This window comes from Streptomyces sp. NPDC036984, from assembly GCF_055607665.1.
The window spans coordinates 16,005-28,120 of the sequence record NZ_JBVJRL010000001.1 but is presented as its reverse complement, the minus strand read 5'-3'; the positions used below and the strand labels follow the sequence as shown (position 1 = coordinate 28,120).

Here is a 12,116-nt window from a genome sequence, read left to right as displayed (position 1 = left end):
GCGAATTCTCACGACCGTGCAGGTCAGGCGCCTGGTTTGGGGCAGAATGATCCACTCCGGGAAGACGTGGTGGCGAATACTGCCAAAGCCTGCCGCGTGCGTCCAACCGGCCCGCCGCGCAGGGGCCCTGCACGCGCCACGGGAACTTGCCCGTCAACTCCCCTCCGATGTTCACTCCTTCGGGTGGCGGGTCAGGTGATGCGCGACCACTGCCCACCGGCGCTGGGAGGGTCGGGAACCGTACGAACCGGGTGTACGCACCACTTGGCACCGAGATGACGAGGCGCCACCCGGGCCCTTGGGTAGACGAGTTCAGGAATGCGAGCACCGGTGCAGAAGAAGCGGCCTCGGCGCACAGGCAGGCAGACGGCCCCCGAGGGGACCGTCACCCAGACCCCCGTGGGCACCGGCCGCCCCACCCATGTGCGCACCCGGCTGATCGTCGCCGTCGCCGTGGTGGCCGCCGCCGTGGCCGGGGCCGGGGCACCCGCCCTGCTCACCGCCTCCCAGGACGTCAGCGACTCCCAGGACCTGGTGACGCTCGCCGCGCGCACCCAGGACGCGCTCACCCTCGCCCACTCGCTCGCCGACGAACGCGACGAGGTCACCTCCTACATCGCGGCCGGCCGCCCCAAGGCCAAGGCTCCCTCCGAGGACCGCAGCGCCCGCGTGGACCGGCAGGTCGAGGAGCTGCGCGCCGACACCGACACCCCGGCGGGCCTGCGCACCGACCTCGACGGCATCGACACCGTCCGCCGGGCCGCCCTCACCGGCAAGACCACGGCCCTCCAGGCCCACCAGGCGTACTCGGCGACGATCACCGAACTGCACCGGCTCGCCGAGCAACTGGCCGAGCAGCTGCCCCCACGCGCCGGCTCCGGCGCCCACGCCCTCGCCGAACTGGACTCCGCCGTCCAGCAGTCCGCCGCCGCCCGCGGCCTGCTGCTGGCCGCGCTGAACATCCCGTCCCGCACCCAGACGGTGATCGACCCCGCCACCGGCCTGCCCAGCACGTCCGCCACCAGCAGCGAAGCCGACCGCAAGCAGCGCGACGCGCTCACCGTCGCCGCCCAGCAGGCCCGGCTGCGCGCCGACGCGGCCCTCGCCGACTTCCGCGAGACCGCCCCCAAGGCGGCCGTGGACTCCTACGACTCCACGGTCACCGGACCCGAGGTCAACTCGGCCGATAAGTACCTGGCCACGCTCACCGACCAGCCCACCCTCGCCGACAGCGAGCTGACCACCAGCACCAAGAAGCTGGACGCGGCCCTGTCCGCCCGCGTCGACCTGATGCGCGGCGCCGAGTCCGCGCTCTACGACCACCGCACCAAGGACCTCGAAACGCTCCGGGACGACGACGTCACCGCCCTGGAGATCCGCATCGCCGTCCTCGGCGCACTGATGCTGGTCGCGATCGGCATCGCCACCGCCATGGCCCGCACCCTCACCCGCCCCCTGTCGGTGCTGCGCCGCGGCTCGGCCCGCCTCGCGGAGTCCGAGGACCCGGCGGCCCAGGAGCCGATCGCCTTCACCGGCCGCAACGACGAGTTCGCCCAGGTGGTCCGCTCGGTCAACGCCCTCCACGCGCACGCCGTCGCCCTGCACGAGCGCGTGGCCACCCTGGAGACCGACCGCAGGCACCTGGTCGGCCAGCGCCAGAAGATGGCCGACGCCCGCGAGGAACTGCGCACCGAACTCGCCGAGTCCGCCGCCCAGCTGGGGCGGCTGCGCACCAGCATCGGCTCCACCTTCGTCAACCTGGCCCTGCGCACCCTGGGCCTGGTCGAGCGCCAGCTCGCGGTCATCGAGGGCCTGGAGGAGCGGGAACAGGACCCGGACCGCCTGGCCACCCTCTTCAAACTGGACCACTTCGCCACGGTCATGCGCCGGCACAGCGAGAACCTCCTGGTCCTCGCCGGCACCGAGCACGTCCAGCAGCACCCCGGGCCGGTGCCGCTGGTCGACGTGGTCCGGGCGGCGGTCAGCGAGATCGAGCGCTACGAACGCGTCCGCATCGCGGCCCTCCCGCCGCACGCGCACGTGGCCGGCTTCGCCGCCGACGACCTCTCCCACCTCCTGGCCGAGCTCATGGAGAACGCCACCTCGTTCTCCCCGCCGGACGTGCCCGTCGAGGTCTCCGGCTGGCTGCTGGAGTCCGGCGAGGTCATGCTGTCGGTCCAGGACGAGGGCATCGGCATGACGGAGGAGCGGCTCGCCGGCCTCAACGCCCGCCTCGCCGACTTCACTCCCGAGTCCCCGTACGACCAGGAGGGCGACGAGGGGCTCGGCCTCGGCCTGTACGTCGTCGCGCGCCTCGCCCACCGGCACGGGGTCCGTGTCCAGCTGCGCGAGCAGAAGCAGGGCGGCATCGCCGCGGTGGTGGTCCTGCCGGCCGCGCTGCTCGCCGAGGCCCCGCCGACCGCGCTCCCGCCCCGGACCACGGCCCCCGGCGCCACCGGCACCCGCACCCTCCCCGGCGCCGACGCCGAGGCCAACTCCAACGTCCTGCACGCCCGCACCAAGCACACGGACCCCCTGGTCACCCTGGCGGAGCAGGCACTACGGAACGCCTCCGAGGAGCCCCCGGAGTCCCCGAAATCCCCGGAGTCCCCGGAGTCCCGGCAGTCCCCCGAGGAGGCCCCTCCGGCCGACTCGGCGGAACAGGCCGTACGGGACATCTTCGGCGACCTGTCCCACGAGCAGGCCGCCCCACCCGCCCAGGACACGGAGACCCGCCCGAAGACCCCGGCGGAGACCCACGCCGAGACAACGATGGAACTCCTCCTCCCGCCCACCCCACAGGACGGGACGGACCCGACCGAGCCGACGGAGCGGACCGACCGGGCCCAGTCGACGGAGCGCACGGAGCCCACGGAGCCGGCCGAGCGGACGGCGCTGACGGAGCGGACCCGGCCGACGGAGCGCACGGAGCCGACGGAGTCGACGGGGCGGACAGAGCTGCTCGAGTCGGCTGAGCTGCCCGAGTCGGTTGAGCCGGCGAGGGTGGCTGCGGGCGGGCCCCACGACCCGGCGGCCGCCGACGGCGGGGACGCCCCACAGGGGCCACCCGCACGCGACGACGAGACCCGCACGGGTGGTGCGGGTGGGAACACGGACGGCGAAGGCGAAGCCGAGGCGGACCCGCACCCGCAGGCACCGCACGCACCCGGTGAAGCCGAGCCGCACGCACCCGCCGAAGCGCCGCAGGCACCCGCACCGCAGCCCGACCCGGAGGAACAGCTCACCAGCAAGGGCCTCCCCAAGCGCACACCCAAGCTCACCGCACCCACCGCCCCGCCCCGCCGCCGCAACCAGAGCGTCGACGCCGAAGCCCTGCGCCGCAGGCTCGGCGGCTTCCGCAGCGGCGCCGAGGCCGGTTACCGCGACGTGGAGGCGGAGATCGCCGAGCAGACGGCCAACAACCAGCGGCCGACCAGCTACGCACACGCCGAAGAAGCCACGGGGGGCACAGCCGAGGAGGCAAGCAGTTGACCGCGCCCACCACTTACGGACTGAGCAGTGAAGCCCGCAACCTGCACTGGCTGCTGACCAACCTGGTCGAGGAAGTACCCGGCATCCAGTCCGTCGCCGTGGTCTCCTCCGACGGACTGCTCCTGCTCTCGTCCGACCCCGGCCACGCCGAGCAGTCCCGTCAGGCCCGCCCGACGAAGGGCCCCCGCGGGTCCTCCGCCGACCTCGCCACCATCGTCTCCGGCATCGGCAGCCTCACCGTCGGCGCCGCCAAGCTGCTGGAGTTCGGCGGTGTCAGGCACACGATGGTCGCGATGGACGAGGGCAGCCTGTTCGTCATGTCGATCAGCGACGGCTCGCTGCTCGGCGTCCACGGTTCCGCCGAGTGCGACATGAGCGTCGTGGCGTACCACATGGCGCTCTTCGTCGGCCGCGCCGGCCACGTCCTGACGCCCGAACTCCGCAGCGAGCTGCGGAAATCCCTGGAGGCCGAGTCGACGGGGAGCGCCCGATGAGCGGCACACCGAAACTCCCCGTGCGCGGCGGCGACCGCAAACCCGCCCGCGTCCGCCCCTACTCGCTCACCGGCGGCCGTACCCGCTTCGGCCACGTCCTCCTCGTGGAGACGTTCGTGGCGGCACTGGAGGCCCCGGAGGAGCGCAAGGAACTGACGAACGGTTCCCTCGCCACCCGGGTCATGCCGGAGATGCGGGCCATCGTCGAACTGTGCCGCCGTATGCGCACGGTGGCCGAGATCGCCGCGCTGCTGAAGATGCCGCTCGGCGTGGTCCGCGTGCTCCTGAGCGATCTCGCGGACCAGGGAAAGATCCGTGTGTACGGCACCGGAACCGGTCACGGCACCGGCCGTCCGGACCGCGCTCTGCTGGAAAGGGTGCTGAGTGGACTCCGCCGTCTCTGAAGCCACCGCCTCCTTCGGGGGGACTCCCCTCGTCGCCGGGTTCGCCGAGCCCGACGAGGACCTGAAATCCTGGCAGACGGACCGGACGCGCGCCCCCATCGCGACGAAGATCGTGGTGGCGGGCGGCTTCGGCGTCGGCAAGACCACGCTGGTCACCTCCGTCTCGGAGATCACGCCCCTCCAGACGGAGGCGCTGATGACCGAGGCCAGCGAGGGAACCGACGACCTCTCCGCCACGCCGGGCAAGCTCACCACCACCGTGGCCATGGACTTCGGCCGCATCACGCTCGACGACGACCTGGTGCTCTACCTGTTCGGCACGCCGGGCCAGCAGCGGTTCTGGTTCATGTGGGACGACCTGGTGCGTGGCGCGATCGGCGCCGTCGTCCTGGCCGACACCCGCCGCCTGAAAGACTGTTTCCCCGCACTGGACTACTTCGAGAGCTGCGGACTGCCGTACGTCGTCGCGGTCAACCACTTCGACGGCAGCGAGCTGTTCGAGCCGGAGGACGTACGGGAGGCGCTGACCATACCCGCGCACATCCCGGTCATGATCATGGACGCGCGACGCCGGATCTCGGTCATCGAGACCCTGCTGGCCCTCGTCGGCCACGCGCTGGACGAAACCCCCGCGTAGTCCCCGAGTCATACTCGGCCCCCGTAGGAGGCACCACCCGCATGCGCAAGATACTCGTCGTCGGAGCCGGCCAGTCCGGTCTCCAGCTCGCCCTCGGCCTGCAGTCGCACGGCTACGAGGTCACCCTGATGTCGAACCGGACCGCCGACGAGATCCGCTCCGGCCGGGTCATGTCGACGCAGTGCATGTTCGACACGGCCCTCCAGCACGAGCGCGATCTCCAGCTGAACTTCTGGGAGTCCCAGGCCCCGAAGATCGAGGGACTCGGCGTCTCGGTCGCGGCCCCCGGCTCGCACGACCCGGGCCCCACCCAGCGGGCGATCGACTGGGTGGGCAGGCTGGACGGGTATGCGCAGTCGGTCGACCAGCGGGTGAAGATGGCCGGCTGGATGGAGACCTTCGCGCAGCGCGGCGGCCAGCTGGTCATCCACGGCGCGGCGGTCGGTGACCTCGACTACTTCTCCCGCACCTACGACCTCGTCCTGGTCGCGGCCGGCAAGGGCGAGCTGGTGTCGATGTTCGCCCGCGACCCCGAGCGTTCCCCGTACAGCGAGCCGCAGCGGGCGCTCGCGGTGGCCTACGTCCACGGCCTGGGTACGCGCCCGGAGCACCCGGAGTTCGACGCGGTCCGCTGCAACGTGGTCCCCGGCGTCGGCGAGCTGTTCATCATGCCGACGCTCACCACCTCCGGCCGCGCCGACATCCTGTTCTGGGAGGGCATACCCGGCGGCCCGCTCGACGTCTTCAACGGCGTCAAGGACCCGGCGGAGCACCTCTCCCTGACCCTGGAACTCATGGAGAAGTTCACGCCCTGGGAGCACGCGCGGGCCACGAAGGTGGAACTCACCGACGCCGGCGGCACGCTCGCCGGCCGGTACGCCCCCACCGTCCGCAACCCCGTCGGCCGGCTGCCCGGCGGTGGGCTGGTGCTGGGCGTGGCCGACGTGGTCGTCGCCAACGACCCGATCACCGGACAGGGCTCCAACTCGGCGTCCAAGTGCGCGGCGGCATACCTCGCCTCGATCCTGGAGCGGGGCGACGAGCCGTTCGACGAGGAGTGGATGCGGCAGACGTTCGACCGGTACTGGGCCACCGCCCAGCACGTCACGAAGTGGACGAACGCGATGCTGGCGCCGCCGCCGGAGCACGTACTGAACCTCCTGGGCGCGGCGGGCGGGCTCCAGCCGGTGGCGGATCGATTCGCCAACGCCTTCAACGACCCGGCCGACTTCGAGGACTTCTTCTACGAGCCCGAGAAGACGGCCGCCTACCTGGCGTCGGTCGCCGGGGCCTGACGGGACCGTCCCCCTTTTGACACCTCTCACCGGCGGAGAGACGCTGGAGGGCAGGGGCCGGAGGGGGACGAGTCACGTAGGAGTTCCCCATGGACGGTCGACGCGTACGCCTGGCGGTGCTGACACCCCTGGCGGTGTCGGCGTTGACAGTGGGGGCGGTGACGCTCGCCGCCCCGTCGGCCGCGGCGGCGTCGCCCACCTGCGGTGTCTCGCGGGCCGACGGCCCGACGCACCTGGAGGTCGTCGGCGAGGACTTCACGCCGGACAAGGCCGTGTTCATCGAGTCCGCCCACGGCGCCGAGGGCACCGTGCGGACCGATGCCGACGGCGGGTTCTCCGCGACCATCAGCCATGCCGCCGGCACCGTCAGCGCCCGGCAGGCGGGCGGCCCCGAGGTCAGGTGCGGCTCGGCCGAGCAGGGGGCGCGCAAGAACGCCCAGGAGCAGTACGCGGCGGGCTACAAGGCGGGTTACGCGGCCATGAAGAACGACTGCGACGTCCGGGACCTCAAGCGCGTGCCGGTCAACGACAACTTCCGGAAGGGGTTCGAGGACGGCGCGGCCGCGGCGGAGAAGAAGTTCTGCCCGGGCTAGCCCCGTTCTGCCGGGCCGGGACGTACCGCGCCGAGGATCGGATAGCCGGCGATCGGGGAGACCGTGACCTTCTCGCCCGGCCTCGGCGCCTGGACGACCTTCCCCTCGCCCACGTACATCGCCACGTGCGTCGCCTCGGGGAAGTACACGACCAGGTCGCCCGGCCGGAGTTCTTTCAACGGCACCCGCTTCAACTGCTCCCACTGCTCCTCGCTGGTACGCGGGATGGGGGTGCCCGCGCGGGACCACGCCTGCGAGGTGAGGCCGGAGCAGTCGTACGCGTCGGGGCCCGCCGCGCCCCACTCGTAGGGCTTGCCGACCTGCTGCATGGCGTAGCGGACCGCGCGCTCGCCCGCGGACGAGGCCGGGCGGTCGGCGGGAAGGGAGCCCGCGGTGGTGAGGCGCCGCTGGGCCTCGGCGACCCCCTGCTGTTCCAGCCGGGCCACGGCCGCGAGCTGGTCCGGGGTGAGCCCGGCCAGCAGCCGTTCCACGTCGGCGAGTTTCGTCCGCACGTCGTCGCGCTGCTTCTTCTGCCGGCCGGCCAGCGTGAGCTGGGTGTCGAGGGCCTTGCGGGCCGCCCGGGCCAGTGTGTCCTTCCGCTTCTCGGTGGCGGCGAGCCGGGCCACCGTCCGGGCCCGGGCGCGGGCCAGCTCGCCGATGACATGGCCCTCGTCCAGCGCGTGCTGCGGGTCGGGCGCGAGGAGGAGGCGGACGTAGGGACCGAGACCGCCGCTGTTCTGGTACTGCTGCCGGGCCAGGCGGCCTACGTCGGTGCGGCTGCCGTGCAGGGCGAGCCGGGCGCGGGCCAGTTCACCGTCGAGCCTGTCCACCTCGGCGCGCTGCAGCTCCAGCTGCTCCGTGGTGGCGTTGTACGTCTCGGTGGCCTGTTCGGTCTGCCGGTACAGCTGCTGAAGGTCCGTCAGCAGCTCGGCCACGGACGGCTGCGGTTCCGGTGCGGCCGCGGCGGGCACGGGCGCGAGGACGGCCTGGGCCGCCACCGCGGCCGTACAGGCCAGACGCAGAAGCCTTCCTGACACGACATCATCTCCGTTGCGGCGAGGGTGGGCTTTCCACCTCCCATCGCACCGCGATAATCAGATGATGCGTATGTGGCGCACGCCGGGCTGCGCGGTTCGGCGCAACCCTGTCACCCCTGGGTGTCGCCCGGCTCGCCGCGCGGCGAGCCCGATGGCTTGGACCAGGGCCACCTGAGCTTCCCCTCGGACGTGTCGTCCGGGTCGTACCGGTACTTCCACCCCTGGATCAGCCCCAGCCGCCTGCTGTGCCCCCGCGGCACGCGGTGATACACCAGCACGGTGGGCGGGCCGCCGTCCGGGTCCGGGACGGGGATGCGGTACGTCTTCGGGGGGTGCCCGGTGGGGCCGACGAGGACGGGCAGCACGCGCCCGTCCATGGGGCCGCCCTCGAAGGGAGTGTCCTGGCTCTTCACGGCTTCAGTCTCGGCCATCCTCGGCGAGCGCGCCGACCAGCGCGGCGGTCTGCGGGTCGCGGCCCGCGGTGACGCTGAGCGCGGCCACGAACTGGTCCACCAGCCAGTCGCGCAGCTCCCCGGCCGGCGGCTGCTTGTCCTCGTCCAGCCAGATCAGGGAGGCCGCCTCCACGGCCGTGATCCACGTCCGGACGGTCATGCGCAGCCGGGGCCCGGGATCGGCGATGCCGAGGTGCTCGTAGATGTGCTCGGCGGCGGACCGGCGCACCCCGTCCACGATCGCGGTCGTACGGGACGTCTCCACCACGCTGCCGCCCTGGAGCAGGGCGCTGAAGCCGGTGTCGTGCTCGTCGACGAAGGCCAGATAGCGGTCCAGGGCGCGGGACAGGCGGGGCAGCAGGGGGCCCTCGCGGGGCTCCCCGAAGCACTGCCGGAGCTCCTCGGCGGCCGACCGCAGCGCGGCCTCGTACAACTGCTGCTTGCCGCCCGGGAAGTACCGGTACACCAGCGGCCGCGAGACCCCGGCCGCCTCCGCCACGTCGTCCAGCGAGACGTCCTCGGGCGCCCGGTGCGCGAAGAGGGACAGCGCGGCGACGAGGAGCTGGCTTCGTCGCTCCTCGACACTGAGCCGACGATAGGCGGGGGTGGCCGACGGGGTCATGCGGGTCAGCCTAATCGCGGGGGCCTGCGGGGGTCGGCGGTTGCCGGCGCCCCCGCTTCCCGCGGCCTGCATCAGGCCAGCAGCCCCGAGGACCTCCACAGCCGCCGCCCCACACCCCGCAGCACCCCGATGTCGTCCAGGAAGTCGGTCAGCCGCTTCGCGCCCGACTGCATGACCTCCCGGCGGTGGCCACTGGCCTTCACCTGGGCCATCGCCTCCCGCTTGTCGAGCCCGACGTTGGTGTAGACCTCGGGGTTGACGAAGGCGACGGAGAAGACCCGCGCGAACTCCCCGGAGGTGACCCGGGTGAACTCCTGGGACCATTTCGGCGCGGTCACCATCTGGCGCCGCAGCTCCTCACGGGCGTACCGCACATGGCGTGCCTCCTCCACGACGTGGATGCGCGTGACGCCCCGGATCAGCGGCTGGACCCGCTCGTCCGGGAAGGTCAGCCGCTGCATCCAGTCCAGCACCTCCTCGCCGAGCAGCGTGGCGGTGAAGGAGCCGGGGGTGGTGGAGATGGTCTTGAAGAGGCGGCCCAGGTTCTGGTGGGCGCGGCTCACCGGGTACCAGGGCGTGCCCCCGTGCTCGATCAGCCGCGCGAACATCTTCGAGTGCCGGCACTCGTCCTCGATCTCGGTGAGCGCGTACCGCACATGCGCGCTCGTCGCCGCCTTGTCGTAGATGTGCCGGACGAGCAGCTGCATCAGGATGATCTCGAACCAGATGCCGAGCGAGGCCAGCGCGGCCGCCTCGTGCCGGGAGAGCAGGATGCGCTGTTCCTCGCTCATCCGCTTCCACATCGGCGTGTCGTACAGCGACACCAGTTCCGGCGGCCAGAACCACTTGCCCTCCTCGAAGGGCGCGTCCCAGTCCAGCTCCTTGTCCGGATCGAAGGAGTGCTTGGCGGAAGAGACGAGCAGCCGTTCGGCCACCTGTTCCCGGTCCTTGAGCAGGCCGAGCGCGTCGTGCAGCCCGTCCAGCGCGTCCGCTTCCGTCAGGGTCGTCATGGCTCCCTCACCTCGTTACCCGGGGGTAGTCGTCGTGCGTCTTATGAGACTGCTTGTCAGCAAGCCCGTCAATCCCCCGCGCAGCACTTGTTGACTCGGCGTCTACGTGTGAGCCTGCCGGGTATGCCGACGCACGACCTCTATGCCAACGACCCCAAGGACTCCCTCTGGCAGGTGCCCGCCGCCGGCGCGGCCCGGTTCAGCTGGGAGTACGACGGCGGCCGTGACCGCCTGCTCGCCCTGTACCAGAAGGGCAAGGACAAGCAGTGGGACGGACAGACCCGGATCGACTGGGGTCTGGAGGTCGACCCGTACGACGCCCTCGGCACGCCCGAGGAGGCGATGTCCCTGTACGGCACCCCGTACTGGGACAAGCTCTCCGACAAGGACAAGGGTGAGCTGCGCCGGCACTACGCCTCCTGGCAGTTCAGCCAGTTCCTCCACGGTGAGCAGGGCGCGATGATCTGCGCGGCGCGGATAGTGGAGTCGGCGCCCGACCTGGACGCCAAGTTCTACTCGGCGACCCAGACCATGGACGAGGCCCGGCACGCCGAGATATACGGCCGGTTCCTGCACGAGAAGATAGGGCTCGTCTACCCGATCAACGACAACCTCCAGTCCCTGCTCGGCGACACCCTGCGCGACAGCCGCTGGGACATGCCCTACCTGGGCATGCAGGTGCTGATCGAAGGCCTGGCACTGGCCGCCTTCGGCATGATCCGGGACACCACGACCAAGCCGCTGCCCCAGCAGATCCTGACGTACGTCATGCAGGACGAGGCCCGGCACGTCGCCTTCGGGCGGATGGCGCTGCGCGACTACTACCGGCAGCTCACCGACGCCGAACTGCGCGAGCGCGAGGAGTTCGTCATCGAGGGCTGCTATCTGATGCGCGACCGGCTGCGCGGCGTGGAGGTGCTGGAGAACTTCGGCATCCCGAAGGCCGAGGCGCAGGCATTGAGCGAGCGGTCCGAGTTCCTCCGGCTCTTCCGTAAGCTGCTGTTCAGCCGCATCGTCCCGTGCGTCAAGGACATCGGCCTGTGGGGCAAGCGGCTCCAGCAGGCCTACGCGGACATGGGCGTGTTCGAGCTGGGCGACTCCAACCTGGATCTGCTGATGGCCCAGGACGAGGAGCTGGCCGAGCGGTTGGACGCCGAGCGCTTCGCCGCCGAGGAGCGGGAGCGGGTGGCCGAGGTGGAGGCGGCGATCGAGTCCGGGGCGGCGGAGGACTGATCGGGCGCGCGGGGGTCCGGGTGCCGGCTCGTTCACCCGGGTGCAGTAGCGTGCTGGCGTGTCCATGCCTCCACCGCCGCAGAACCCGGGCCCTTACGGCCAGCAGCCCCCGCAGGCTCCGGGACCGTACGGCTCCCCGTACCCCCAGCAGCCCTACCCCGCCCAGCAGCAGCTGTACCCCGGCTGGGGCGTACCGCCCATGGTCCCGCCTCCGAAGAAGCGGCGGATCGGCCTGGTGTTCGGCATCGTGGGCGGTGTCGTCGCCGCCGTCGTGGCGCTGCTCATCGTGATCGGAACGGTGGCCGAGAGCGGCTTCCCGGCGGCGAAGAACAAACTGGTGCTGCCCCACACCCTGCTCGACGGGAAGTACACGCTCGCCGAGGACCTCTCCGGCACGGAGGGCAAGAAGATCGAGGAGGAGGCCGACGGCGCCTGGGACGCCAAGGACATCCACGCCGCCGTCGGCCGCTACAGCCCGCGCGGCGACGAGACCCAGGGCATGCTGCTCGTATCCGGCATGTACGGCCGGTTCAAGAACGAGTCCTCGGTCCGCCGCAAGATGCTCGAAGGCGCCGCCGAGGCCGACAGCGTGACGGTCGAGGAGCCCGCGCGGGACGTCGCCGTGCCCGGCTCGGACGTCACCGTCACCTGCCAGGTCCTGCGGCAGGAGACCGCCCTGGTGAAGATGACCTACCCGGTCTGCGCGTGGGCGGACGGCAATACGGCGGCCATCGTCGGCGAGATCGACCGCTCCGAGAAGGACGCCGCCGACGTGGACCTGGAGAACGCCGCCCGGAACACCGTCGAGGTCCGCTCCGAGATGCTCAAGCCGATCGGCTGACCACCA

At 71.7% G+C, this 12,116-nt stretch carries 12 protein-coding genes; 8 read left to right on the top strand and 4 right to left on the bottom strand.

All coding sequences use genetic code 11. The features are described from left to right. Positions 1 to 330 precede the first annotated feature (330 nt). The 6 genes from ACZ7DL_RS00140 (at position 331) to ACZ7DL_RS00115 (ending at position 6,915) form a co-directional block, all read left to right on the top strand. The gene (locus ACZ7DL_RS00140; protein ID WP_470770150.1) at positions 331 to 3,492 is read left to right on the top strand and encodes a sensor histidine kinase; all 3,162 of its coding nucleotides are present in this window, start codon (positions 331 to 333) and stop codon (positions 3,490 to 3,492) included. Further along, positions 3,489 to 3,986: a roadblock/LC7 domain-containing protein gene (locus ACZ7DL_RS00135; protein WP_470770148.1), complete on the top strand. Its 498-nt coding sequence runs from the start codon at positions 3,489 to 3,491 to the stop codon at positions 3,984 to 3,986. Before ACZ7DL_RS00140 ends, ACZ7DL_RS00135 begins: the two co-directional genes overlap by 4 nt. Then, entirely contained in the window at positions 3,983 to 4,390 is a 408-nt protein-coding gene (locus ACZ7DL_RS00130; protein ID WP_470770146.1) for a DUF742 domain-containing protein, read from the top strand. The genes ACZ7DL_RS00135 and ACZ7DL_RS00130 overlap by 4 nt, the downstream gene beginning before the upstream one ends. Beyond that, complete coding sequence (locus ACZ7DL_RS00125; protein WP_470770145.1) at positions 4,371 to 5,027, top strand: GTP-binding protein; 657 nt, start codon at positions 4,371 to 4,373, stop codon at positions 5,025 to 5,027. The genes ACZ7DL_RS00130 and ACZ7DL_RS00125 overlap by 20 nt, the downstream gene beginning before the upstream one ends. A 41-nt stretch (positions 5,028 to 5,068) precedes the next feature. Then, entirely contained in the window at positions 5,069 to 6,322 is a 1,254-nt protein-coding gene (locus tag ACZ7DL_RS00120) for a styrene monooxygenase/indole monooxygenase family protein (protein WP_470770144.1), read from the top strand. Between the two features lie 89 nt (positions 6,323 to 6,411). Then, positions 6,412 to 6,915 carry a hypothetical protein gene (locus ACZ7DL_RS00115; RefSeq protein WP_470770142.1) on the top strand — a complete coding sequence of 168 codons (504 nt, stop codon included), beginning with the start codon at positions 6,412 to 6,414 and terminating at the stop codon, positions 6,913 to 6,915. Here ACZ7DL_RS00115 and ACZ7DL_RS00110 read toward each other — a convergent pair. The 4 genes from ACZ7DL_RS00110 to ACZ7DL_RS00095 all read right to left on the bottom strand — a co-directional run bounded on the left by ACZ7DL_RS00110 (position 6,912) and on the right by ACZ7DL_RS00095 (position 10,036). After that, positions 6,912 to 7,952: a C40 family peptidase gene (locus ACZ7DL_RS00110; protein ID WP_470770141.1), complete on the bottom strand. Its 1,041-nt coding sequence runs from the start codon at positions 7,950 to 7,952 to the stop codon at positions 6,912 to 6,914. The two genes, ACZ7DL_RS00115 and ACZ7DL_RS00110, sit on opposite strands and share 4 nt — an antisense overlap. A gap of 110 nt (positions 7,953 to 8,062) precedes the next feature. Further along, entirely contained in the window at positions 8,063 to 8,365 is a 303-nt protein-coding gene (locus tag ACZ7DL_RS00105) for a hypothetical protein (protein WP_470770140.1), read from the bottom strand. Positions 8,366 to 8,369: 4 nt separating this feature from the next. After that, positions 8,370 to 9,026 carry a TetR/AcrR family transcriptional regulator gene (locus tag ACZ7DL_RS00100; protein WP_470770138.1) on the bottom strand — a complete coding sequence of 219 codons (657 nt, stop codon included), beginning with the start codon at positions 9,024 to 9,026 and terminating at the stop codon, positions 8,370 to 8,372. Between the two features lie 71 nt (positions 9,027 to 9,097). Then, entirely contained in the window at positions 9,098 to 10,036 is a 939-nt protein-coding gene (locus tag ACZ7DL_RS00095; RefSeq protein ID WP_470770136.1) for an AurF N-oxygenase family protein, read from the bottom strand. 123 nt (positions 10,037 to 10,159) lie between these two features. Between ACZ7DL_RS00095 and ACZ7DL_RS00090 the strand changes: the two genes are divergently transcribed. Both ACZ7DL_RS00090 and ACZ7DL_RS00085 read left to right on the top strand, forming a co-directional pair. Beyond that, the gene (locus tag ACZ7DL_RS00090) at positions 10,160 to 11,269 is read left to right on the top strand and encodes a ferritin-like domain-containing protein (RefSeq protein ID WP_470770134.1); all 1,110 of its coding nucleotides are present in this window, start codon (positions 10,160 to 10,162) and stop codon (positions 11,267 to 11,269) included. Between the two features lie 64 nt (positions 11,270 to 11,333). Next, positions 11,334 to 12,110, top strand: coding sequence for a hypothetical protein (locus tag ACZ7DL_RS00085; protein ID WP_470771164.1), 777 nt, complete (start codon positions 11,334 to 11,336; stop codon positions 12,108 to 12,110). Positions 12,111 to 12,116 lie beyond the last annotated feature (6 nt).